This is a genomic window from Olsenella sp. oral taxon 807 (genome assembly GCF_001189515.2).
GTDB lineage: Bacteria > Actinomycetota > Coriobacteriia > Coriobacteriales > Atopobiaceae > Olsenella_F.
In genome coordinates this window covers 1,208,529-1,232,654 of record NZ_CP012069.2, presented here as the reverse complement: position 1 = coordinate 1,232,654, position 24,126 = coordinate 1,208,529, and the positions used below count along the sequence as shown (strand labels likewise).

Annotated in this window: 17 protein-coding genes; all 17 read right to left on the bottom strand. The window is 61.7% G+C overall.

Features of this window, described 5'->3' with window-relative positions:
- Window positions 1-15: 15 nt before the first annotated feature.
- A complete protein-coding gene (gene rmuC / locus ADJ70_RS05210) occupies window positions 16-1,329 on the bottom strand; it encodes a DNA recombination protein RmuC (protein ID WP_050344110.1) in 1,314 nt (437 codons plus the stop codon).
- 231 nt (window positions 1,330-1,560) lie between these two features.
- A complete protein-coding gene (locus ADJ70_RS05205; RefSeq protein ID WP_050344108.1) occupies window positions 1,561-2,604 on the bottom strand; it encodes an ABC transporter ATP-binding protein in 1,044 nt (347 codons plus the stop codon).
- Complete coding sequence (locus ADJ70_RS05200) at window positions 2,597-3,754, bottom strand: ABC transporter ATP-binding protein (protein ID WP_305727889.1); 1,158 nt, start codon at window positions 3,752-3,754, stop codon at window positions 2,597-2,599. The genes ADJ70_RS05205 and ADJ70_RS05200 overlap by 8 nt, the downstream gene beginning before the upstream one ends.
- On the bottom strand, window positions 3,751-4,716 hold the full coding sequence (locus tag ADJ70_RS05195) for an ABC transporter permease (protein WP_050344107.1): 966 nt from the start codon (window positions 4,714-4,716) through the stop codon (window positions 3,751-3,753). The genes ADJ70_RS05200 and ADJ70_RS05195 overlap by 4 nt, the downstream gene beginning before the upstream one ends.
- A gap of 9 nt (window positions 4,717-4,725) precedes the next feature.
- Window positions 4,726-5,766, bottom strand: coding sequence for an ABC transporter permease (locus ADJ70_RS05190; RefSeq protein WP_050344794.1), 1,041 nt, complete (start codon window positions 5,764-5,766; stop codon window positions 4,726-4,728).
- A gap of 224 nt (window positions 5,767-5,990) precedes the next feature.
- A complete protein-coding gene (locus ADJ70_RS05185; protein ID WP_050344105.1) occupies window positions 5,991-7,631 on the bottom strand; it encodes an ABC transporter substrate-binding protein in 1,641 nt (546 codons plus the stop codon).
- Window positions 7,632-7,814: 183 nt separating this feature from the next.
- Complete coding sequence (locus ADJ70_RS05180) at window positions 7,815-9,584, bottom strand: ABC transporter family substrate-binding protein (RefSeq protein WP_050344102.1); 1,770 nt, start codon at window positions 9,582-9,584, stop codon at window positions 7,815-7,817.
- 189 nt (window positions 9,585-9,773) lie between these two features.
- Entirely contained in the window at window positions 9,774-11,552 is a 1,779-nt protein-coding gene (locus ADJ70_RS05175; RefSeq protein WP_050344099.1) for an ABC transporter family substrate-binding protein, read from the bottom strand.
- Window positions 11,553-11,668: 116 nt separating this feature from the next.
- Window positions 11,669-13,477 carry an oligoendopeptidase F gene (pepF, locus tag ADJ70_RS05170; RefSeq protein ID WP_050344097.1) on the bottom strand — a complete coding sequence of 603 codons (1,809 nt, stop codon included), beginning with the start codon at window positions 13,475-13,477 and terminating at the stop codon, window positions 11,669-11,671.
- Window positions 13,478-13,565: 88 nt separating this feature from the next.
- Window positions 13,566-15,653 carry an ABC transporter ATP-binding protein gene (locus ADJ70_RS05165; RefSeq protein WP_050344095.1) on the bottom strand — a complete coding sequence of 696 codons (2,088 nt, stop codon included), beginning with the start codon at window positions 15,651-15,653 and terminating at the stop codon, window positions 13,566-13,568.
- A 48-nt stretch (window positions 15,654-15,701) separates the two neighbouring features.
- Entirely contained in the window at window positions 15,702-16,805 is a 1,104-nt protein-coding gene (locus ADJ70_RS05160) for an ABC transporter permease (RefSeq protein ID WP_083443831.1), read from the bottom strand.
- An 11-nt stretch (window positions 16,806-16,816) separates the two neighbouring features.
- Window positions 16,817-17,812: an ABC transporter permease gene (locus ADJ70_RS05155; protein ID WP_050344094.1), complete on the bottom strand. Its 996-nt coding sequence runs from the start codon at window positions 17,810-17,812 to the stop codon at window positions 16,817-16,819.
- Between the two features lie 126 nt (window positions 17,813-17,938).
- On the bottom strand, window positions 17,939-18,196 hold the full coding sequence (gene secG / locus ADJ70_RS05150) for a preprotein translocase subunit SecG (protein WP_083443830.1): 258 nt from the start codon (window positions 18,194-18,196) through the stop codon (window positions 17,939-17,941).
- 1,709 nt (window positions 18,197-19,905) lie between these two features.
- Window positions 19,906-20,670, bottom strand: a complete 765-nt coding sequence (tpiA, locus tag ADJ70_RS05145; protein ID WP_050344093.1) for a triose-phosphate isomerase — start codon at window positions 20,668-20,670, stop codon at window positions 19,906-19,908.
- Complete coding sequence (pgk, locus tag ADJ70_RS05140) at window positions 20,663-21,853, bottom strand: phosphoglycerate kinase (RefSeq protein WP_050344090.1); 1,191 nt, start codon at window positions 21,851-21,853, stop codon at window positions 20,663-20,665. The genes tpiA and pgk overlap by 8 nt, the downstream gene beginning before the upstream one ends.
- Before the next feature lie 115 nt (window positions 21,854-21,968).
- Window positions 21,969-22,994, bottom strand: coding sequence for a type I glyceraldehyde-3-phosphate dehydrogenase (gap, locus tag ADJ70_RS05135; RefSeq protein WP_050344088.1), 1,026 nt, complete (start codon window positions 22,992-22,994; stop codon window positions 21,969-21,971).
- Window positions 22,995-23,134: 140 nt separating this feature from the next.
- Entirely contained in the window at window positions 23,135-24,121 is a 987-nt protein-coding gene (gene whiA, locus ADJ70_RS05130; protein WP_050344087.1) for a DNA-binding protein WhiA, read from the bottom strand.
- Window positions 24,122-24,126: the final 5 nt, after the last annotated feature.

The following is a 24,126-nucleotide window of genomic DNA, read 5'->3' as shown; positions in this document are numbered from 1 at the left end:
GGGATCCTGTGATCCCTATGGCCGCAGCGCTGCGCCTTGGACCTCAATGCCAAGCAGCTCGTCAGCCTCACCCAGCGAAGCTGTCGCCGTCACGCCACTGAGGGTTCTCTCCATCGCCCGCGTACGCCTCCCCACAAGGCCGTCAATGGTCTTTGAGGCGGTATTCAGTTGTCGTTGGGCCTTCTCAAGCTCCATACGGTATTTGGGCAGCTCTGCTTTCACGGCTGCCAGCACCTTCTGTATCTCGTCCGCCCTCTTCTGGATAGCCACCGTCTGAAACCCCATTTGCAGCGCATTGAGCAGCGCCGCCATGGTGGACGGTCCCGCTACGCTCACGTGCCACTCGCGCTGGATCCTCTCGACCAGTCCGGTGCGATTGACCACCTCGGCATACAGGCCCTCGAAGGGTAGAAACAGGACGGCAAACGGTGTTGTTGCCGGTGGGGCGACGTACTTCTCATGAATGTCCTTTGCCTCATTTTTCAGACGGGTCTCCAGCTCCTTCCACGCTGCGCGAATGGCCACGTCATCCCCTGCGTCCTTGGCATCCTCCAGATGTCCGTAGGCCTCTGCGGGAAACTTTGCATCGATTGGGAGGTACACGAACTCGTCGCCCTTGCCGGGAATCCTGACTGCAAATTCCACACGGTTGAGACTGTCTGGGACGGTTGCCACGTTGGTCTCGTACTGCTCCGGCGAGAGCACCTCCTTCAGAATCGCCGCAAGCTGCACTTCTCCGACGATGCCTCTGGTCTTGACATTGGAGAGTACCTTGCGCAGGTCGCCGACGCTTTGTGCCATTCCGCGCATCTCGCCGAGGCCTTTTGACACGGAGTCAAGCTGCTCATTAACGAGCCTAAACGAGTCGTTGATGCGATCGTTCAGTGTCTTTTGAAGCTTCTCATCTACCGTGGAGCGGATCTGTTCGAGGTTCCGGTTGTTGTCATCACGGATCGCGACGAGCTGTTGCGACACGCTGTCCTGGACACCCCTCAGCGTGTTGCCAATAGCGGTCTGCATGGCGGCGTGGCCCCTTTCCTGAGCGACTCGCACATCATTGAGCTCCTTGACCGTGCTCATCCGGAAATTCGCCAACCCGCGCTCCAGATCGCCGACCTTGCCTGCCATCTCGACGAGTCGTCGGTCGAGCACATTGACGACCAGCTGGGACTGCTCCCTCGTATGCCTCAGCTCTGAGTCGATCTTGCCCTCCATGAGCGCGGGGACCGACGAGGAGGAACCCGCACGGAGCCAGCCAACGATTGAGAGAACGGCTGCCGCAACGGCCACCAGGGCGACGGCGATGAAGGCTAAGGTATCAATCTGCATGCACTAACCAATCTAATCTGCTCGTTGGGAGCCTCGTGCCGCACGGCTGTCGTATATGACGATCTGAGAACGTGCCCCGCAGATCCTAAGGTACCGTGAGACGGACGTCAACTGGGCAAACGTCCTTGCGAATGTGCCCCGCAGACTCTGGGGCACTACGGGCTGGTGCCATTGGGGCGTCAGGCCCCTCTGCGTCAGATCCCTTCTCATGTCTTGTCACGAAAGGTCTCGTCACGAGAGCTTGACCGAGCTCTCCTTGATGGGGTTGGGCTCTGCGAAGTGGCAGGCACAGTAGTGATCGCCCGCAACCTCGCGCAGCGTGGGGACCTCCTTGATGCAGCGCTTATGCGCTATGGGGCAGCGCGTGTGGAAGGGACACCCCGAGGGCGGGTCGATGGGCGAGGGCACGTCGCCTGCGAGGATGATGCGCCTGCGCCTGTGCTGGATGTCTGGGTCGGGCACGGGGGCGGCGGAGAGCAGCGACTGGGTATAGGGGTGGTAGGGCTCGGCGTAGAGGGACCTCCAGTCCGAGTGCTCCATCAGGTGGCCCAGGTACATGACGGCCACGCGGTCCGATATGTGCTGCACCACCGAGAGGTCATGCGCGATGAAGAGATATGCGGTCTTATACTCCTTTTGCAGATCGGAGAGGAGGTTCAGGACCTGAGCCTGAATGGAGACGTCTAGCGCCGAGACCGGCTCGTCGCAGATGATGAGCTTGGGACGGATGGCGAAGGCACGGGCTATGCCCACCCGCTGGCGCTGTCCACCGGAGAACTCGTGGGGATAGCGGTTGATGTGCTCGGGGTTCAGGCCCACGACATCCAGGAGCTGCCGCACGTACCTCGTGCGCTCGGCCCGGTCGGGCAGGGTCTTGTGAATCAGCAGCGGCTCAGAGATGATCTCCCCTATGGTCATGCGAGGGTTCAGTGATGCATACGGGTCCTGGAATATGTACTGGATGTCACGATGCAGGGCCTTGAACTCGCCCGTGCCCATCTCGGCGACGTCCCTACCGTCGAAGATGACCCTGCCTGACGTGGGCGTGGTGAGGCGCATGATGGTGCGACCCGTCGTTGACTTGCCGCAGCCTGACTCGCCGACGAGTCCAAAGGTCTCTCCGGGGTAGATCTCGAAGCTCACGTCCTCGACGGCGTGAACCTTCCGCGCACCCCTGCGCCTTGAGGAGATTACGCCCGACTCGACGGGAAACTCCTTCGTGAGGTGCTCCACGCGAAGCAGCGGCTCCCCACGTGCGGCCTTCTCCTTACACATCCTGCCCCTCACCTTCCCCTGCCGCCTGGGTCTCCTGCGCACGAATGTCTACCGTAGCAGTCGTCTCCCTGCGTGACCTGGAAGTCTCAGGAGCATTTTTCGCGATGAAATCGGCCTCGTGCGAGTAGTGGCAGCGAGAGTAATGGCCCGTCTCGCTCACATAGAGCGTGGGCTCCTGGGACCTGCAGAGGTCGCTCGCATAGGGGCAGCGTGGCGAGAACGAGCAGCCCAAGGGTGTATGCACGAGCGAGGGTGGGTTACCCTTGATGGGCGTGAGCGGTCGCTTCTCATCGATGGCGGGATCGGGGATGGAGCGCGTGAGACCCCAGGTGTAGGGATGCAGGGAGCCATAGAAGATCTCCTCGGCGCTTCCGAACTCCACGGGCTGGCCGGCGTACATGACCATGATCTTGTCCGCGACGTCCGCGACGACGCCCAGGTCATGCGTGATCATGATGATGGCGTTGCCGCTCTTTTCCTGCATCTCCTGCATAAGCTCGATGATCTGCGCCTGGATCGTGACGTCGAGGGCAGTCGTGGGCTCATCGGCGATGAGTATGTCTGGGTCGCAGGCGAGCGCCATGGCGATCATGACGCGCTGGCGCATGCCACCCGAGAACTCGTGTGGGTAGTCCTTGACGCGCTGCTCGGGGTTGGGTATGCCCACCATACGCAGCAGCTCGATCGAGCGCTCTAGGGCCCTCTTCCTCGAGTAGCCGCGGTGCAGCCTCAGGCCCTCGCCGAGCTGGCGTCCGATGGTGTAGACCGGGTTGAGCGATGTCATGGGGTCCTGAAAGATCATCGCGATGCCGTTGCCACGGATGTGCCCCATCTGCTCATCGCTCATCTTGAGCAGCGACTCGCCATGGTAGCGGATGTCACCGCCCTCAATGCGGCCTGGGGGCATGTCGATGAGCCCCATGATGGCAAGCGACGTGACCGACTTTCCCGAGCCAGACTCCCCCACAACGCCGAGGGTCTCCCCCCTGTCAAGGGTATACGAGACGCCGTTGACGGCCTTGACCACGCCATCTTGCGTATGGAAGTACATCTTGAGGTCATCGACCTCGAGCAGGTGCTGGCCTTCGGGGACCGGCGCCTCCTTGAGGTCGCGGTAGTTGGTGTCGTGCCTCTTTCTGAACAGCATCATGCGTCCTTCATCTTGACGTCGAGGGCGTCGCGCAGGCCGTCACCGAGCAGCGTGAAGGCGAGCACGGTAAGTAGGATGGCGAGGCCGGGCATGATCATGAGCCATGGTTGGGTGGCAAGGAACTTCTGCCCGTTCTCGATGAGGATGCCCCAGGAGGGGTCAGGCGGGACGACGCCCATACCCAGAAAGGACAGGGCGGCTTCGGTCAGGATGGCGCCGCCGATGTTCATCGTCGCGTAGACGACGATGGAGGCCACGGAGTTGGGAAAGATGTGGCGCATGATGATGCGCGCGTCAGAGGCGCCCATGGAGCGGGCTGCGTCCACGTAGTCGTTCTCCTTGACGGAGAGGATGGCCGAGCGAAACACGCGAGCTATGGACGGCCAGCCAAGGACACCGATGGCTATGAAGACGTTCTGGATGCCCGAGCCCAAAACCGCCAGCATGGCGATCACAAAGAGGGTGTAGGGAAAGGCCAAGAAGATGTCAGCCAGGCGCATGATGATTGTGTCCCAGATGCCCCCGTAGTAGGCGGCAAGCGCGCCCATCACGAGGCCGATGACCGTCGAGATGGCAGTCGCGAGCACACCGACCGCCAGCGATATGCGAGCCCCGTAGATGACGCGCGAGAGCACGTCGCGACCCACCTGGTCGGTACCAAAGGGGTGCTCGACACTCATCGGAAGGCGCGCATCAAAGAGCTGCTCCGTCGGGCTGCCCAGGGCCTGCGGCACCCAGAGGTCCGCCGTGAGCGCCACGACGACGATGAGGACTATCCAGACAGCCGCGACGATGGCGAGCCTGTTCTTTCTGAGCCGCGCCCAGGCATCACCCCAGAGGGTACGTGAGGGGGCACCCATATCGGGCTCGCTGCCCTCTGCCGGCGCCGCCTTACGCTCATCCTCGGGCGTCTCGATGCCAACGGGCTCGTCCTTCTTCCAGAAACACAGGCGTGACGTCATACCTACCCCCTAGCCCTGGCTCTTGGGACCGCCATACCTGATACGGGGATCAAGGAAGGCGTAGCTGATGTCAACGATGAGATTGATGACCATGACCACCAGGACGATCACCGTCACCGATCCGAGTACGATGGGCCAGTCACGCTGGGTGATGGCGCGATAGGTCTCGTAGCCGACACCTGGCCAGTTAAAGACCGTCTCGGTCAGGATCGCGCCAGCGAGCATGGCACCGAAGTCTATGCCAATGTAGGTGACGACCGGGATGAGCGCGTTTTTGAGGGCATGGTGCAGGATGGTCGCGCGGCGCGAAAGACCCTTCGCACGAGCCGTGCGGATGTAGTCCTGGTTCATGACCTCAAGCAGCTGCGAACGCATGATGCGTGCCGTGTAGGCCGTCGAGACCGAAGCCAGCGTGATGGCGGGCAGGATGTAGTACATGCCGCTGTCGAACTCTGCGTGCGGCCCACCCGCACCAGAGATGGGGAGGTAGAACGCCTCGCCCGTCGCATCCTTTAAGATGATGCCAAAGAAGAGCTGCAAGAGCATGCCCAGCCAGAACGCGGGCATGGCGACGAGGATAGACGTCGAGAGCGTCACGAGAACGTCCCAGAACGAGTAGCGTCGTATCGCCGACACCATGCCCGCAAGTATGCCTATGAGCGCCTCTATCACTATGGCCACAGCCGCTAACCTGATGGTGTAGGGGTACTTCTCGGCGAGGATCTGCGAGACGGCTTTGCCGGACTGCTGATACGAGACACCCAAGTCCCCATGGAACAGCCCCGTCACATAGAGTGTGTAGCGCTTCCACAGCGGCGTCTCGATGGTGTTTCCGGCTTCGTCACGAACGATGCTGCCGTCAGCATCGGTCTCGATGAGGTGGTAGGTGGCACGCAGGTTGTCCTCGGTCACCGGATCGAGCCTCTTCTCGCCCGCCATCAGCTTGATGGGATCTCCTGGAACGACATTTTGCAGCAAAAACAGGATGAGCGTAACGCCCAGAAAGACTGGGATGAACTGCAGAACGCGCTTTACGATGTATCTACCCATGTAGAGCTTCCCCCTCGAGCAGACCCGTCCGCCAAAGTTGCGACGTCCCTCCCATTTGCCTTCCCGTGACATCAGGCAGGGTTTCCAAGAGTACCACTGTCCTTCTGAGCGTCCCTGGCAAGTCATCCCGATGGCCTCGGGGCAAAAGGGGCCAAACGCAAAGGGAGGGCATCGCCTCTGATGCCCACCCTTGAGACAAACGTACGTACATCAGACGCTGCAACCTACGCCTTGAGCGTCGCCGTCGCGAGCTCGGCCTTGGTCTGGGGATCCAGATACAGGCTCGCAACCCTCTTGCCACCGACCCAGTTGTGGGCATAGAACATCAGGGGGACGATGGGCATGTCCTCGCCGATGAGCTGGTTCACCTCGCGGAACCTTGCCTTGCGCTGCTCCTCGTCGGCAACCTGGCGAGCCTCATCGATGCCCTTGTCAACCTTGGGATTGTTGTACTTGGAGTAGTTGTTGTCGGCAGTGCTGTAGAAGTTGGGATAGAGCATGTTGTCGAGCGTCGGATAGTCAGCTATCCAGCCCAAGCGGCCCATCGTGTAGTCGCCACCCTTGAGCTTCTGGAGGTAGGAGGCCCACTCCTGCGACTCCTGCGTGACCTTCAGGCCAACGGCCTGAAGGTCACTCTGGACCATGGACATGATGTCCTCATGGCCGCCACCCGAGTTATAGGAGAGGACAACCTCCGTACCAGCCAAGTTGTTCTCGTCGATGAGCTTCTTGGCCGCGTCCTTGTCGTACTTACAGTCGGCCCAGGCGTTGCTCTGGCCAAGGTCCAAGACCTTGGGAATGACATTGTCCGCTGGGATGCGCGTGCCCTCGAAGAGGGTATCACAGATGCTCTGGCGGTTGATGGCCAGCGAGATGGCGTGGCGCAGCGTCTTGTTGGGCATCTTCTCGACGTTGATGGCAAGATAGTAGACAGAGAGCTCGGCACCGGTCAGAACCTGGTGGTCAGGCGTCACCGTGTAGCCGTCGTCGGACTTGCCGTACTTCTCGATGCTCTCGTTGAAGCGACCGGTGGGAATCATCGCCATATCGAGGTTACCAGCCTCGAACTCGCGAAACGCGGTGTCGGGGTCCTTCTGGATGGAGAAGTTGATGCCATCGAGCCGTGCCTTGGTGCCATAGTAGTCATCGAAGCGCACGACGTTGATGTACTGGTCGGCAACCCACTTGCCATCCATCTTGAAGGGACCGTTGCCAATGGGAGCGACGAGGAAGGAGTCGGGGTCATCGAGGGCGGCCTGGGGCACGGGCGCAAGCGCGGGATGCGAGCAGACGGTCGGGAAGTCGGCCATGGGCGACTTGAGGGTCACCTCGAAGGTGCTCTCGTCAACGGCCCTGAGCCCCGTGAGCTCGGTCGCACTCCCCGCAAGGAACTCATCATAGCCCTTGACCGGCGACAGATGGTAGTTGATCTCTGACGGGGTAGCCATCTTGGGGTTGACGATACGCTCCCAGCCACGTTTGAAGGAGGCGGCATCCACGCTGTCCCCATTATGGAACTTAGCGCCCTTCATCAGATGGAAGGTGAAGACGGTGTTGTCACCATTGGCCTCCCAGCTCTCGGCCGCCTTACCCACGACCTTCTCCTTGTCCCAGTCGTAGTCGGTCAGTGCGTCGAAGAGGATGTGCTCGACTTGCGTACCCTGATCCTCCTGAGTGTTGTAGGGATCGATGGCGACGGGATTGTTGATGTAGTACTTGAGGGTACCACCTGCGGCCGTCCCAGAGGCACCCGCACCACCTGAGCTGCCGCTCTTCTTTCCGCAACCGGCGAGGGCGGCAAGCGCGCTTGCCGCGAGCCCTCCCGCGACGAATCCGCGACGACTGAGCGCGTGATCATGAGCCATACGTTCCTCCTGTTTATCCTGTTGCTGACAACGCCGGCTACGCCTCACCGCCGAGCGATGACAGCGCAATACATGGGAATTTTACATGAGGGCAGATGGATCACATACCTTTTCCCCTCGACTTTTACCAAACGGCAACCTTCGTAGCTAGGGTGACCGATCTACGCTCGCCCAGGGAACGAGCTACGACGCTGTCTTCTCCCACCCGACATCCTGCGGCAGAACGGTCTGGAAGAGGGCAGGGCCAAAGTTGGCGAGCCCCTTCTTGGTGACGACCACGTCGGGACCTGCGTAGAGCGGGATGAAGCAGTAGGACTCCAGGGCCTTCTTCTCTGCGGCGTTGTAGGCCTTGAGCTGGTCTGCGCTATCCTTGATGGAGTTGATACGATCGAATTCGGCGTCGAGCTCGGGCGTGCCCCACTGCGTATAGTTTGACACGGAGTGTGAGCCAAAGATCATCTTGCCGTACCACATTGCGGTCACCACAAAGCCCCAGCTCGTCAGGATCGTGTCCCATTCGCCGCCGGTGAGCGTCGAGGAGAACTCGGAGGCGGCCTTGTTCTGCAGCTCGAGCTTGATGCCGGCGTCCTTAGCCATCTTCTGGATGGCGGCGGCGCGGTTCTTGGTGACGTTGGAGTCGCCAAAGACGACGAGGTTGAACTCCACGCCTCGACCGTCCTTGGCGTAGTGGCCGTTCGCGTCCAAGCTGTAGCCTGCGTCCTCGAGGGTCCTCTTCGCGGCGGCGATCTTGTCATCCGCCGATGTGAGGCCCGTCACGTCGGCCGGCATGTTGTTTTCGTAGCCGTCCCGCCATGCCGGGATGAGGATGGAGCCTGGGGTCTCCTCCTTCCAGTTGACGCCCTGAAAGACGATGTCACGCAGCGTTGCGGCATCCAGGCACTGGCAGAAGGCCTTGCGCACCGCTCTGTCGGATAGGCCCTCACGGGTGCTGTTGACCTCGATGCACACGAGGGAGAGTCCGTCACCGCGACGGACCTCGGCATCGGCCATGGAGCTGAAATTGGAGAGCATCTCGGCAGAGCCAGACGAGCTCGATCCCGTCGCATCGATCTCGCCGTTCTTGAACGCGTTAAAGAGGGCCTGGGCGTCCATCTGCTTGTAGGTGATGGAGTCGAGTTTGGCGCGCTCGCCCCACCACGTGGGGTTGGGAACGAAGGTGACCTGCATGTCATTGACGGAGTCGATGGTGTAGGGACCCGCCCCCCACTCGCTGTGGGGGTTGGAGTTCCAGCCATTGGCGAAGGTGTCGGCGTTGACGGCGGCGGGGTGCACGAGGACGTTCACGAGCATCTCCGCCGGGTAGACGGGCTCGGAGAGGGTGATGATCGCTTGCTTGTCGCTCGCTCCTGGCTCAACACTCACCATCTTGTCCCAGCCGTCGGTGGCCGCCGGCGCAAACGAGCCATCCTTGCCGCTGAGGATCTGCCAGGCGGCTTGGACGGCGCGCCAGTCGAGTGGCGTACCGTCATTGAAACGTGCCGCGTCGTTGAGGGTATAGGTGATGACCTGCCTGCCGCTCTCCTCACTTGACTCGATGCTGGTGACGAAGTCGGGATTGGGACTGATGCTGGAGGCCGTGGCGTCCACCATGGTGAGCACCGTTGGCATGTAGTACGACCAGAAAGTACTCATTTCCGACGTGTTACCCTCGACGCTGAGGTAGTTCCAGTTAGGACCTACCTCACCTGCCGGAAGGACCAGGGTGCCGCCGTCTCTAACCTCATCACGACCCTTGGGATTGTTGTAGGTCTTGCCTCGCTCGGGAAGCGGCAGCCTAGACAGGTCGGTGGTCGCAGGCGTACCGTTCTGGGGCTCGACGCCGGCCGGGCCTCCCGTAGTGGGGCCAGCGCAGGCGGCAAGCCCGAGGCCCGCCAGCGCAGCGGTCCCTCCTGCGATGCCGAGGAAGTTGCGGCGTGAGAGGGTGTGTGCCATGGTCTCCTCCAAATGTCAGGCGCGTACACATATGGTCAGAGTATAGGAGAAATACTCCAGAAAGAGTTGTTCTGAACAAGACCGTAACACCGCTGACGCCCGGAACATGCTACGCCAAAGACCAAGAAGGGAGCCCGAAGGCTCCCTTCAACCTGTCACGGCCCCAAAGGACCGTTGAGGCAGAGGCGACTACTCCTTCTCCCAGCCTACGTTTTCGGCAACGATATCCAGCAGCAGGGCCGGACCCCAGTTGGCAAGCCCCTTCTTGCAGACGATGACGTCCGCGCCACTGTACAGGGGGATGAAGGCATAGGACTTCAGGGCCTCCTTCTCGGCCTCGTTGAAGGCCTTCATCTGCTTGGCATGGTCCTCAATGCCCGTGACGGCAAGGAACTTGGCGTCAAGCTCCTTGCTGCCCGCATGCGTGAAGTTGGACTCAGACGTGCTGCCAAAGAGCTGGCCACCGTTGTTGTACGTGGCACTGCTGACGCTCCAGCCAAGGAGGAAGACGTCCCATTGACCGCCGACAAGCGTCTTGGAGAAGTCGGAGCTGGGCTTGTTATCGATCGTGATGTTCATTCCGGCATCCTTGGCCATCTTCTGGATGGCGGCGGCACGGTTCTTGGTGACGTTAGAGTCGCCAATGGTCGTGAAGCCAAAGGCCACCTGCTTGCCCTCCTTGGCATAGTAGCCATCCGAACCTAGCTCGTAGCCGGCGTCCTCGAGGGTCTTCTTTGCCGCCGCAATCTGGGCATCGGCGGTGGCGTTGGCCGAGACATCCTGAGGCAGGTTGTCCTCGTAACCGTCCATCCACGGCAAGATGCTGAGGGAACTCAGGCGATCCTCCTTCCAGTTCACGCCCTGGTACACGATGCCTAGGATGGTCTCGGTGTTGATGCACTGCATGAAGGCCTTGCGCACCTCGATATCCACGAGGACGTCACGGGTGGTGTTGACCTCCAGGCAGGTGATGGACTTGCTGTCAGAGCGCCGGATCTCGACCTTATCCATGCCCTGGAAGTTCGAGAGCATCTCGCCCGTGCCTTGCTGGCCAAGCTCGGTGGCGTCGATCTCGCCGTTCTTGAAGGCATTGAACTCGGCCTGGGCCTCCATCTGCTTGAAGGTGATCGACTCGAGCTTGGCCACGTCGCCCCACCACTTGGGGTTGCGCTTGAAGGTGATCTGGGCCTCATCTACGGAGTCCACGACAAAGGGGCCACAGCCCCACTCGTTGTGGGGGTTCATCTTCCAGCCATTGTTGAAGACCTCGGGAGTGGCGGCGCTGGGATGCAAAAAGCCGACCAAGGCCTCATACGGGTAGTAGGGCTGAGAGAAGGTGATGATAGCCTGCTTGTCATTATCGCCCTTGGTAACACTCTCCACCTGACTCCACCCATCGGTGGATGCGGGGGTGTAATCCGAATTCTTGCCATTGTTGACCGTCCACGCGGCCTCGACCGCACGCCAGTCTATGGGCGTGCCATCGTTGAAGGTTGCCTTCTCGGCGATGTTGATGGTCACGACCTCCTTGCCATCGACCTCCTTGACGGAGGAGGAATCGATGAAATTGGGATCGGGCTCAAACTTGCTGGCCGTGGCATTGCAGCGGAAGGGAACTACCGCCGAGTTGTAGCAGAGCCAGAACCACTTTATATAGACGGTGCTGCCATTGACGCTGAAGTAGTTGAAGTCGGGACCCACCTCAGCCACGGGGAACGTCGCGGTACCGCCGTCCTTGATCTGATCGCGACTCTTGGGATTGTTGTAGGTCTTGCCCTTCTCGGGAAGCGGCAGCTGGTTGAGGGGTGTGGTCGCGGGGACGCCGTTTTGAGGCGAGGCGCCGGTGGCTGAGCCAGCACCGCCAGAGCCGCCCTCCTTCGCGCATCCCGCAAGCCCGAGGCCTGCCAGCGCGGCGGCAGCTCCTCCAGCAACTCCCAGAAACGTCCTACGAGAGACTGAGTATGCCATTCGTTTCCTTTCCTTGGGACTGTCGGTCACAAACCAGTCTTATATGATACAGGAACTGTGAGCCCACGCACAAGCCCACCTGTCCTTTCAGGTCCGCCGCGCGTCGGCGACAGGCCCTAGAGCAGTCCCTCCAGCTCGTCCACCGTCTGCGAGAACGTGTCGAGCGCCTCGTCCACGACCGCCCCCGAGGCCATGTCGACTCCGGCGCCGGCAAGCAGCTCGATGGGCGGCTTTGAGCTACCACCCGAAAGGAAGGCGAGATAGCGATCGCGGGCTGTCGCGTCACCGGTGAGTATGCGCTTTGAGAGCGCGACTGCGGCGGCAAAGCTCGTGGCATAGACGTAGACGTAGTAGTTGTAGTAGAAGTGGGGGATGCGCTCCCACTCATGCGCTATCTCGTCGTCGAGCGTGACGGCAGACCCATAATAGAGCTCGTTGAGCTGCGCGTAGCGCTCAGAGAGCGCATCGGCGCCCATACCCTCCCCCCTGGCGCTCGCCTTGTTGACATCGCGCTCGAACTCCGCGAAGAGCGTCTGACGAAAGAGCGTGCCCCTGAACTGCTCACAGAGGTGGTTCAAAAGGTGCGCACGCTCGGCTGTATCTTGGGCGTTGTCCAAAAGGTAGCGCAGAAGCAGGCACTCGTTGGTCGTGGAGGCGACCTCCGCCACGAACATCTCGTACTGCGCGTAGCGGCCAGGCTGCGCCTCACTTGCGAGGTGGGTGTGCAGGGAGTGGCCGGTCTCGTGGACGAGCGTGAAGATGTCGTCTAGCGTGCCCTGGTAGTTGAGCAGGATGAGCGGCGTCAGCCCGCGTCCGCCCGAGGAGTACGCGCCGCTCGCCTTGCCCGGCGTCTCGTACACGTCATACCAGCGCTCGTCGATGGCGCGGCGCACGACGCCCAGATAGTCCTCGCCAAGGGGCGCCAGGGCCCTGAGCATGAGGTCGCAGGCCTCGTCGAAGCTGTAGCGCCTGTCATCCTCCTTGGTGAGGGGCACATAGAGGTCCCAATAGCGCAGCGCGTCGAGCCCCAGCACGCGACGACGCAGCTCCATGTAGCGGTGTAGGGCGGAGACGTTTTTATGGACGGCATCGATGAGGCCCTGGTACACCGAGACGGGTACCTCTGTGGGTGCGAGCGCAGCCTCGAGCGTGTCGGCGTAGCGACGTGCGCGTGCGAAGAACTGCAGCTGCTTTGTCTGAGAGCCGAGAAGGGCGGCGCTCGTGTTCTTGATCCTGCCATAGGCGCCATAGATGCTGTGGTAGGCGCTCTCGCGAAGCGACCGGTCACCACTTTGCATGAGCGGGAAGTAGCTGCCGTGCGTGACCGCATGACTGTGACCCTTTGAGTCCACCGCATCCTCGAAGCTCATGTCGGCATCGTTGAGCATGGAGAAGATGGCCTCGGGCTGGGCGGCCATCTCGCTCGCCTGGGCGAGGAGCGCCTCCTCGGAAGGGGTAAGGACATGGTCTTTGAGGGCGCGCATCCTGTCGATGGCGCGGCGATAGAGGTTAAGGCCGGGCGTGTCCGCATACCACCCGTCGAGCGTCTCGTCAGAGAGTGCCAAAAGCCTGGGGACAAACCAGGCGGACGCCGCACCGACGCGGGCGATGAGTGCGCGCAGCTGGGCCTTCAGGTCCTGGTATTTGCCCACGCGCGTGTCCTCGTCGGCACGGCGAGAGACGTAGTTAAAGAGGCGCTCGAGCTCGAGCGTGGCGTCGTCGTCGAAGCGCAGGTAGCCGAGAAGCCCCGCGCCAGAACTCATGGCCGTCGGCTCCCAGATCTCATACTCCTCCTCAAGGTCCTTGGCCTCCGAAAGCGCACACACGAAGGCCTCATCGTTCTCAAACAGTCTGGTAGTGTCCCACCGGTAGCGCTCAGGGACCTCCTCACGCCTCTCGAAGCTGGGAAACTCGTGCTTGTCCATATATGTTCCTCCATGTTCATGGGATGAGCCGAGGACCGTGTGCGCAGAGGACCTGCGGCACGCTCGCAGCATGTGACAGTCGGTTACGTTAGCTCTTGTCCAGGGTGGGAAGCAGTGACTTCGCGGGAATGAGGGCACCATCCTGGTAGACGAGCCGCTCGCGCGTCCGTTCCACCTTGGGATCGGGAATCGGGATAGCAGAGAGCAGGGCCTTGGTATAGGGATCCTGGGGGTTAGAGAACACCTCCTCGGTGTCGCCCTGGTCGACTATCCTTCCCAGGTGCATGACGGCGACACTGTCAGAGATGTGCCTGATGACCGCGAGGTCGTGGGCGACAAACAGGTACGAGACCTTGAGCTGCACCTGCAGGTCCTCGAGCAGGTTTATGATGCCTGCCTGGATCGAGACGTCCAGGGAGGCGATGGGCTCGTCGAGCAACAGGATCTTGGGGCGTGTGGCCAGAGCGCGGGCGATGGCGATGCGCTGGCGCTGGCCTCCCGAGAACTGGGGAGGAAAGCGGTCGACGTAGTCGGGATTGATGCCCACGAGGTGCATCAGCTCGCCGATGCGGCTGTTGATGTCCTTGGACGACATCCTCTGTGCCCTCATCGGCTCGGCGAGCACGTCGTAGATGGGCATGCGTGGATCAAGCGAGCTCATGGGATCCTGGAAGATGATCTGCATGTCACGCCTGAGCGCGCGACGCTCGCGGTTGTTCCTGAGCGAGGCGACGTCCGTGCCAAGGACCGAGATGCTGCCGCTCTCCGGCTTCACGAGGTCCATGATCTGCATGAGCGTCGTCGACTTGCCGGAACCGGACTCGCCGACCAGGGCAAGTGTCTCGCCCTCGTGGATCGTGAACGAGGCGTGGTCGACGGCGGTCATGGTGCCCCTGTTCCTGCGTATCAGGCCCTTGCCCTGTATGGGGAAGGTCTTCACGAGGTCCTTGACCTCAAGCACGACAGGCCGCTGGTCGCGGGGCACCTCCGCCCACTTGGCGGGCAGGGGCTCGAGTGCGGGGTAGACCTCCTGGAAGCTGAGATGCCGCTCGCGTATCGTGTCAAGCCTGTGACAGCTCACGAGATGACCCTCAGTTGCGTCAAAGGCCTCGAGGAGCGGCTCTGTCTTGTGGCAGACGTCAATGGCCATCGGGCAGCGGGGCGAGAAGGGGCAGCCCGACGGGATGGCAGCGAGTGAGGGAGGGTTGCCCCTGATGGGTACAAGGCGATGCTCGGCGGCCACGTGCGGCTTAGGCACGGCGCCGAGGAGGCCCATCGTATAGGGATGCGAGGGACGCTCAAAGAGCGAGTCGATGCTCGCGCGCTCCACGGCCCTGCCGGCGTACATGACCATAACGTCATCGACGGTTCCTGCGATGACGCCAAGGTCGTGTGTGATGAGCACGACGGCTGCGCCCGTCTCCTTCTGGGCGACGGCGAGAACGTCCAGTATCTGGGCCTGGATTGTCACGTCAAGCGCGGTCGTCGGCTCGTCCGCGATGATGACGTCGGGATCGTTCGCGATGGCGATGGCGATGACCACACGCTGGCGCATGCCACCCGAGAACTCATGCGGGTAGGCATCAAGGCGCTCCTCGGGTTTCGTGATGCCAACCGTGCGAAGTAGCTCGACGCAGCGCTCGCGCACCTCGCTCTTGCCCATGGTGGGGTTGTGGATGAGTAGCGCCTCAGCGAGCTGGTCGCCTATGGAAAACATGGGAGTGAGCGCGGACAGCGGATCCTGGAAGACCATCGAGATGGACTTGCCGCGAAAGTTCGCCATCTCCTCGTCAGTCTTGCCAATGAGCTCCTCCCCAGCGAACTTCACAGAACCCGTCACATGCGCGTTGTCATCCAGAAGTCCGATGAGGGAAAGCGCGGTGACAGACTTGCCCGAGCCCGACTCACCCACGATGCCAAGCGTGCGGCCGCGCCATAGGTCGAAGTTGACGCTGCGGACGGCATCGACCCTACCCGCCTCCGTGTTGAACGAGACTTTGAGGTTACGCACGCTCATGATGGGGTCGCCCGTGGGCACCCCCTTGGGGCCATTGCCCTCAAGGAGCTCATTTGCGAGAGTCTCGTCCTTGAGGACCCATGATGCCCCCTCTGCCTGGGTCGCCTCGCTGGAGGCGCTGGAGGTGCTGGTCTTGCTGTCCTGTGCCTTGTCGGCCATGTCCTCTCCGTTACTGTCGGATCTACGTGGGAAGCTGCCTTGGAATTGTTAGGCTCGTGGCTTGGTCAGAAGATCGTGCCCCTCTGGGATGCCAGCCACGCCGTCCTTCTCGTCCTGCTCGCCCTCATCATCCTCGACCGAGCCCGTGGCGCGGGAGTACGGGTCAAGGGCATCGCGCAGCCCATCGCCGATCATCTGCATGCTCACGCAGAGGACGATAAGGACGACAGATGGGATGAGAATGACCCACGGGGACGAGAGCATCGCGGAGGAACCCTGGCTCAGCAGGTAACCGAGGGAGGTGTCGGGCGCCTTGATGCCCAGACCGAGGAAGCTGTATGCCGTCTCGGAGTTAATGCCCGCGATGACACTGAGGACGGCGTCAATGATGAGGATGGAACCCAGGTTGGGAATCAGGTGGCGCAGGATGGTCTTGAAGGGCGAGACGCCCATGTACCTGGCTGCGCGCACGTAGTCGCGCTCGCGCAGCGACAGCGCTACGGTGCGAAGCGTGCGAGCGTAGCCTATCCAGCCGAAGGCTGCAAGCCCGACGATGAGCACGACCCAGCCCGTGGCCCCGCTCGAGCTGCGCACTATCATGGCTACAAGCAAAAAGCTTGGGATGACAAGCAGCATGTCGAGAAACCACATGCCGACCTTCTCAACGATACCCCGAGAGTAGGCGATCGCCGTACCGATGATTGCCGCGATGATCGTCGTCGCGATGGCATAGATGATGCCAATGGTGAGCGAGCGGCCAAGGCCATGCACGACGCTTGCGAAGAGGTCGAAGCCACCCCCGTCGGTACCAAACCAATGCACCGAGTTTGGCGCCACGTTGAGTGCCGTGAAGTCGGGATCCGTGTAGTCGAACGGCGCGATCAGGGGACCCACGATGGCCAAGAGGATGAGCGCGAGCAGGATGCCCAGACCGACCATCGCGCTCCTCTGGCGCACGAAGCGCCTGACCAGTAGCGCGAAGTAGCCGATGCGTCTCACCTCGCCTCCGGAGCCGCCACGGGCATCCGCCTCAAGCTCGAGTTCCGCGTTGGTGAGGACCCTCTTGTCCTCGCCAACGTCTTGGCCGGAAGTCCCGCCATCCTTGGGTGGCACAGTGACGCTCGACCCGCTCTGTCCGTCTTCCTTTGACATCACACCCTCCCTTAGCCCATCATCTTGATGCGGGGGTCGATGGCTGCGGCAAAGAGGTCCGCGAGCAGGGCTCCCACCAGCGTACAGGCGCCCGAGAAGGCGGCGACCGCAACCGCCCCGTGAACGTTGTTGCCGTTGATACAGTTGACAAAGTACTCGCCCAAGCCGTGGATGGCAAAGATCTTCTCGGTCATGACGGCACCGGTGAAGATGCCCGCGATCGAGAAGGCGACGCTCACAGCCGTCGGGATGAGCGACGCGCGTAGGGCATGCCTGCGTATCGCCTGCTTGCGGGTGAGACCCTTTGCACGAGCGGTGCGCACGTAGTCTGCGTGCATCTCGTCCAAAAGGTAGGTGCGCTGGGTGAGGTGGTAGCCCACGGCACTGATGATCGTGAGCACCACGGTGGGCAGGAATATGTGCTGCAGGAAGTCGACGAGCGCAAGCAGGACGTTCTCGCCATCGTAGCTCGAGAGACCCGTAACGTAGAAGATTCGGTAACCCGTCGCCATGTTTATCTCGATCGCAAAGAACACGACGAGGATGGCCAAAACGACCGTCGGGATGACCATGAACACCGAGGCGATGCCGCTCCAGACGCGATCGGGCAGCTGGTACTGTCGCTGTGCCGTGTAGACGCCAAGGCCCACGCCCACGACGATGGAGATGATGGTCGAGAGCGTCATGAGCTCGATGGACGCCATCACACGCGAGGAGATCTCCCGGTTCACCGAGTCTCCGGTCGGTGTCAACCCCCAGTCGAACCTGGTCGTGACACGGGTGAGCCAGATCGCGTATCGCTCCAAGATGGGCGTCTTGTCATTGAGGTTGGCGTCATTGAGCGACTTCTCGATAGACTCCTGAGGAGGTCGCGGGGTACGCGACTCATAGTTGGAGCGAGGACTCATGAAGGCCGACGCCAAGAAGTACGTGAGCGACGTCGCTACGAAGATCATCGCGACGTAGAGCAGGATCCTCTTGGCTATGTACAACACGAACCGCACCATAGACGCTCCTCACAGGAAGCGCACACGAGAGTGCGCAGGGTCACCGCGACAGGACAGATGCTTTACAGACAACAATCTATTTTACTACTACTGCAGCACTCCATGCAATTTGGCCGTGCGGACCCCTCACACGCCCGCTATGCTTCCGTTTGGGAAGGTGATGGCGAGGATGAGAAGACAGATCACAAAGCTGACCGAGGTGATGATGGTCAGACGGTCGAGGTTGCGCTCGAGGATGCCCGAGCCGGCACTCGCATTGTAGAGCGAGGCGGCGATCATGTCGGAGACACCGGTTCCCTTGCCCGAGTGCATGAGGACGAGGATGATCGTGAGCAGCGCGGAGATGAACATGATGACGAGCACGACAGTATTGAGAATACCCACCCAGACTCCTTTGACGGGAGGGTAGCGACAATCATGCGTCGCCACCCCGCATTTTGCATAGGGAATACCTTAGCACAGAAATGCGCCGGGGCGTCTGCTTGCTCCCCTTTTACACGGCAACCTGTACCTTGCCTCTGCATGCGGGCGGTCGCGCGGAGTGCTCCTTTCCGTGAGGTGGCGGGTGCAGACTGCGCTTTTGCGTGAGACCTTCTGCGCAGAATGCGCCTTTGCGTGAGGTGGCTCCACGTTTGCGCAGGCGAGGAAAAGCGCACTTTACGGAAAGGCGCATTCTGGAAGGCCGGGGTCACGGAAAAGCGCATTCTGAAGCCCACCGGTTGGGCAGAGTGCACCTTTCCGTGAGGCCAGACTCCAAGCCGAGATCTGCGAACCCCCGCGCAACCCACCCCGCAGCCTGGCGGGGGGTTGCTCGAGCGCATTTGCCCAGTTGGGCCATTCTCCATAGTGCCCCGCAGCCTGGCGGGGGGGTTGCCCCACACCTCCCGGGCGCCGCGACGTGACGGAAAAGCGCATTCTGCGTGTGGGCCTCACCAAAGGGCGCACTCTGCATGCGAGCGGTCGCGCGGAGTGCGCCTTTCCGTGAGGTGGCGGGTGCAGACTGCGCTTTTGCGTGAGGCCGTCTGCACAGAATGCGCCTTTGCGTGAGGTGGCTCCACGTTTGCGCAGGCGAGGAAAAGCGCACTCTACGGAAAAGCGCATTCTGCGCGCGGGCCCTCACGGAAAGGCGCAGTCTGAAGCCCACCGGTTGGGCAGAGTGCACCTTTCCGTGAGGCCAGACTCCAAGCCGAGACCTGCGGACCCTCGCGCAACCCGCCCCGCAGCCTGGCGGGGGGTTGCTCGAGTGCATTTGCCCAGTTGAGGCATTCTCCATAGTGCCCCGCAGCCTGGCGGGGGGGTTGCCCCACACCTCCCGGGCGCCGCGACGTGACGGAAAAGCGCATTCTGCGTGTGGGCCTCACCAAAGGGCGCACTCTGCATGCGAGCGGTTGCGCGGAGTGCGCCTTTCCGTGAGGTGGCGGGTGCAGAATGCGCTTTTGCGTGAGGCCGTCTGCGCAGAATGCGCCTTTGCGTGAGGTGGCTCCACGTTTGCGCAGGTGAGGAAAAGCGCACTCTACGGAAAAGCGCATTCTGCGCGCGGGCCCTCACGGAAAGGCGCACTCTGAAGCCCACCGGTTGGGCAGAGCGCACCTTTCCGTGAGGCCAGACTCCAAGCCGAGATCTGCGAACCCTCGCGCAACCCGCCCCGCAGCCTGGCGGGGGGGGTTGCTCGAGCGCATTTGCCCAGTTGAGGCATTCTCCATAGTGCCCCGCAGCCTGGCGGGGGGGTTGCCCCACACCTCCCGGGCGCCGCGGCGTCACGGAAAAGCGCACTTTGCGTGTGGGCCTCACCAAAGGGCGCACTCTGCACTCTCTGCATGCGAGCGGTGGTTGCGCCGAGAGCCCATTTTCGCCGTTCTGGGGGCATTCGTGTACACTGTTGTGCCCCGAGGGTCGCGCGAGTGGCGCCGCCGCTAGCTTGGCGTCTTCGCCGAGGCGTCAACCCACACAAACCCCCGAAAAGCCGCCTATTACGATCGCTACAGAGCGCACCTTTCTGTGAGGCGCTGGTGCAAAAAAGCGCGGGCAGGCCCTGTGCCCGCCCGCGCCATCAAACATCTGCCAGTGAGCTTACAACGCCGCAGCTAGCCTTCCTACATGGCCGCCTTGACCATGGCCGCGAAGGAGTCGGCCTTAAGCGACGCGCCGCCGACGAGCGCCCCGTCGACGTCCTCCTTCGTAAGGAAGCCTGCCACGTTGTCAGGCTTGGCAGAGCCGCCATACAGCACGCGTATGCCGTCTGCGGTCGCCTTCCCGAAGATCTCGGTCAGCGTCGCCCGGATGGCGCCGCAGACCTCTTGGGCGTCATCGGCCGTCGCGGTCTTACCGGTGCCGATGGCCCAGATGGGCTCGTAGGCGATCACGTACTTGGAGGGGTCATCGATCGTAAGGCCTGCGGTGTCCTTCTTGATCTGGTCGACCACGAACTCCACCTGTTTGCCAGCCTCACGAACCTCGAGCGACTCGCCACAGCAGCTGATGGGCACGATGCCATGGGCCATGAGCGCCTTGGCCTTCTTATTGATGTCCTCGTCGGTCTCGCCAAAGTAGCCACGACGCTCAGAGTGACCGATGATGCAGTAGGTGGCGCCCACGTTGGAGAGCATTTCAGGGGCGGTCTCGCCCGTGTAGGCACCTTTCTCCTCCCAGTACACATTCTGTGCACCGAGGGCGAAGGGGGCACCCTCCTGCTCGATGACCTCGGAGACGCCCTTAAGGTCCACGGCGGGCGGGCAGATGACGACGTCCACGTCGCCTGTGCCGCCCGCAAGCTCCTTGGCAAGCCCCTGCGCGAGGACGACGCCCTCGGTAAAGGTCTCGTTCATCTTCCAGTTGCCGGCAATCATCCTCTTACGCATCGAGAAGCGCCTCCACTCCGGGGAGGGCCTTGCCCTCGACGAGCTCCATGGACGCCCCACCGCCGGTGGAGATCCAGCTCATCTTGCTGGCCAGGCCAAACTTGTTGATGGCCGCGACGGAGTCGCCGCCGCCGATGATGGACGTGCAATCAGAGTCCGCAATCGCACGGGCGACGGCCTCGGTGCCCTTCGCGAACTGGTCGATCTCGAAGACGCCCATGGGGCCGTTCCAAAAAACGGTCTTAGCGCCCTTGACGGCGTCGCAATACAGCTCGATGGTCTTGGGGCCAATGTCCATGCCCATGCGGTCATCGGGGATGTTGTCGGAGTCCACGACCTCGCCGGTGGCATCCTCGCCAAAGTGATCCGCAACGACGTTATCTATGGGCAGCAGGATCTTGCAGCCCTTTGCCTTAGCCTTCTTGAGCATCTCGCCCGCGCGCTCGACCCAATCCTCCTCCTTGAGAGAGCTACCGACGCTGTGGCCTTGGGCCAGGAAGAAGGTGTAGGCCATGCCACCGCCGATGATCAGGGTGTCAGCGGAGTCAATGAGGTGATCGAGGACGCCGATCTTGCTGGAGACCTTGGAGCCGCCGACGATGGCGACGAAGGGACGCGCAGGATCCGCGAAGATGCCCGTGAGGGTGTCGACCTCCTTCTCGAGCAGGAAGCCCGCGACGGCGGGGATGTAGGCTGCCGGACCCACGACGGAACCTTGAGCACGGTGGGCGGTGCCAAAGGCGTCAAGGACAAAGATGTCTCCGTAGGAGGCGAGCTTCTTGGCAACCTCGGGGTCGTTCTTCTTCTCGGCCTTAAGGAAGCGGACATTCTCGAGGACGAGAATCTCGCCGGGCTTCAGGGCCTTCACGGCAGCCTCAGCCTTCTCGCCATAGGTGTCATCGACGAACTTGACGTCGTAACCCGTGAGCTCGGCGAGCTTGTCCGCCGCAGGCTTGAGTGAGAGCTCGGGCTCGAGGCCATCACCCTTGGGACGGCCGAGGTGGCTCATCAGGATGATTGCCGCGTTGTGCTCCTTGAGGTACGTGATGGTGGGGATGGCCGCACGAACACGTGTGTCGTCGGTGACGACGCCATCCTTCAGGGGCACGTTGAAGTCGACTCGCACGAGGACGCGCTTGCCGTCGACGTCGACGTCACGAACGGTCTTCTTGGTAAATGCCATGTTGTCTCCTTCTGACTCGTGAGCTGCAAAGCGCGCGTAGCACGAAGGAGGGGCACGGCCCCAGGCCATAGGACCTGCGACCGCACCCCTCCCCTACCTGGCAGAAAGGCGCTGCCTAGGCAACGAACTTCTCGAAGTACTTGATGGTGCGAACCATCTGGGAGGTGTAGGAGTTCTCGTTGTCATACCACGAGGTGACTTGAACGAGGCTCTTGCCATCGCCAAGATCCTGGGCCATGGTCTGGGTGGCGTCGAAGATGGAGCCGTGGGTCTCGCCGACGATGTCGCGAGAAACGATCTGGTCCTCATTGTAGGCATAGGTCTCGGGGATGGACGCAGCGTAAGCCTTCATCGCGGCGTTGATCTCATCGACGCTGACCTTCTTGTCGACGACGGCATAGAGGTTGGTGATGGAGCCGGTGGGCGTGGGAACGCGCTGGGCGGCACCGATCAGCTTGCCGTTGAGCTCGGGAAGAACAAGGCCGATGGCCTTGGCGGCACCGGTGGAGTTGGGGACGATGTTCTCGGAGGCCGCGCGGGAACGACGGAAGTTGCCCTTACGCTGCGGGCCGTCGAGGACCATCTGGTCACCGGTGAAGGCATGGATGGTGGTCATGATGCCCGAGACGATGGGGGCGAAGTCGTTGAGGCCCTTGGCCATCGGGGCCAGGCAGTTGGTGGTGCAGGAGGCCGCCGAGATGATGTTGTCATCGGCGGTCAGTATCTCGTGGTTGACGTTATAGACGATGGTGGGCAGGTCATTGCCAGCAGGGGCGGAGATGACGACCTTCTTGGCTCCGGCGTTGACATGGGCCTGCGCCTTTGCCTTGGAAGTGTAGAAGCCGGTGCACTCGAGGACGACGTCGACGCCGAGCTTGCCCCACGGCAGCTTGTTGGCGTCTGCCTCCTTGTAGATGGTGATCTTCTTGCCGTCGACGACGATGTTGTCCTCGCCGGCCTCGACCTTGTGATTGCGTGCGTAGTTGCCCTGAGTGGAGTCGTACTTCAGGAGGTACGCGAGCATCTCGGGGGAGGTGAGGTCGTTGATGGCGACGATGTCGGTGCCCTCATGCGAGAACATCTGACGGAACGCCAGACGACCGATGCGGCCGAAGCCGTTAATAGCAACCTTGACTGCCATACTATCTCCTTTCGTGAGACCATCGAGGGGCCTGTCCCCTGACTGGCCATGCACTTTGCTGTCCTATAGTCTACACCTTTTTTGGGCACAGTTTCGCCACTTCGCACGCAAAAAGGGATAATCGTCTGCGAAGGGTCGCGTCAGGGGCGCGAGAGGTCGCCAGGCCGGACGTCGCCACGCGTTTGGGAGTGTGTCTCGTCAAGTGCCTCGTCCACGAGACGCTCGAGTCTGAGTGCGCGATGGTACATCGCGGACTTCGATGCGGGTGGGTCAAAGAGCCTGCCCAGCTGGGCCAGGGAGATGGTGGGATTGCGTCTGCGCGTGAGGCAGAACTCCTTGAGAGCGTTGGGCAGGTTTCTGAACCCCACGAGACGCTCGGCGTCTTCAATGAGCCTAAGCTGGTCAGCTGCAGCACCAATCGAACGGGCCTGGTTCGCAAGCTCGGCGTTGACGCGACGATTGACTTCGTTTTTGAGCGACTTCATCCGCCGGGCGCTCTCGACGGTTCGCACAGAGAGCTCAGCCCCCATCAGACGTAGCAACGAGACGATCTCATCGAAGCTCTTGATATAGAGAACCGAGGAGCCACGCCTATGGTTGATGCGGGCATCGATGCCAAAGGGGACGAGAAGGTCCGCGATGCCTTGTGCAAGCCCCTCCTCCGTGAGGGCAATCTCGAGGTGGAAATCGCGCGTGGGGTCGGCGATAAAGCCCCCCGCCATGAAGGCACCGCGCACGAACGCCTGCCGGCAGCAGCGTCTGGACATGAGTTGGACAGGAATCCCCGTCTGTTGACCGTGACCCGGCACGATGATACCCAAGCGAGAGAGAACTCCCTCGAGCCTGCCCTGGTCGGGAATATCGATGAGATAGTTTCTGGTTTTCTGCAAGTTCGTGCGTCGCATGTTCATAGGCGTATCGAGGCCAAAGAGCCCGTGAATGAGCTTGATCATGACGCGCGCGACCGCGCCCCTCTCGGTGGACATGCGCATGAAGTACGTGCCATCGCCCTGGAGAGACAGGGTCCCACAGATGCGCATGATGGCCGAGAGCTCGACGTAGGCGCACTCGTCGCAGGAACCATCTATGCGCGAGAGCTCATCCTTTACCCGGGCGGTAAACGACACTCTTC

What these genes read in the sequence shown, in the direction of transcription:
- rmuC (WP_050344110.1), bottom strand. Translation starts at nt 1,329, where the DNA reads ATGCAGATTGATACCTTAGCCTTCATCGCCGTCGCCCTGGTGGCCGTT.
- ADJ70_RS05205 (WP_050344108.1), bottom strand. Translation starts at nt 2,604, where the DNA reads ATGTGTAAGGAGAAGGCCGCACGTGGGGAGCCGCTGCTTCGCGTGGAG.
- ADJ70_RS05200 (WP_305727889.1), bottom strand. Translation starts at nt 3,754, where the DNA reads ATGATGCTGTTCAGAAAGAGGCACGACACCAACTACCGCGACCTCAAG.
- ADJ70_RS05195 (WP_050344107.1), bottom strand. Translation starts at nt 4,716, where the DNA reads ATGACGTCACGCCTGTGTTTCTGGAAGAAGGACGAGCCCGTTGGCATC.
- ADJ70_RS05190 (WP_050344794.1), bottom strand. Translation starts at nt 5,766, where the DNA reads ATGGGTAGATACATCGTAAAGCGCGTTCTGCAGTTCATCCCAGTCTTT.
- ADJ70_RS05185 (WP_050344105.1), bottom strand. Translation starts at nt 7,631, where the DNA reads ATGGCTCATGATCACGCGCTCAGTCGTCGCGGATTCGTCGCGGGAGGG.
- ADJ70_RS05180 (WP_050344102.1), bottom strand. Translation starts at nt 9,584, where the DNA reads ATGGCACACACCCTCTCACGCCGCAACTTCCTCGGCATCGCAGGAGGG.
- ADJ70_RS05175 (WP_050344099.1), bottom strand. Translation starts at nt 11,552, where the DNA reads ATGGCATACTCAGTCTCTCGTAGGACGTTTCTGGGAGTTGCTGGAGGA.
- pepF (WP_050344097.1), bottom strand. Translation starts at nt 13,477, where the DNA reads ATGGACAAGCACGAGTTTCCCAGCTTCGAGAGGCGTGAGGAGGTCCCT.
- ADJ70_RS05165 (WP_050344095.1), bottom strand. Translation starts at nt 15,653, where the DNA reads ATGGCCGACAAGGCACAGGACAGCAAGACCAGCACCTCCAGCGCCTCC.
- ADJ70_RS05160 (WP_083443831.1), bottom strand. Translation starts at nt 16,805, where the DNA reads ATGTCAAAGGAAGACGGACAGAGCGGGTCGAGCGTCACTGTGCCACCC.
- ADJ70_RS05155 (WP_050344094.1), bottom strand. Translation starts at nt 17,812, where the DNA reads ATGGTGCGGTTCGTGTTGTACATAGCCAAGAGGATCCTGCTCTACGTC.
- tpiA (WP_050344093.1), bottom strand. Translation starts at nt 20,670, where the DNA reads ATGCGTAAGAGGATGATTGCCGGCAACTGGAAGATGAACGAGACCTTT.
- pgk (WP_050344090.1), bottom strand. Translation starts at nt 21,853, where the DNA reads ATGGCATTTACCAAGAAGACCGTTCGTGACGTCGACGTCGACGGCAAG.
- gap (WP_050344088.1), bottom strand. Translation starts at nt 22,994, where the DNA reads ATGGCAGTCAAGGTTGCTATTAACGGCTTCGGCCGCATCGGTCGTCTG.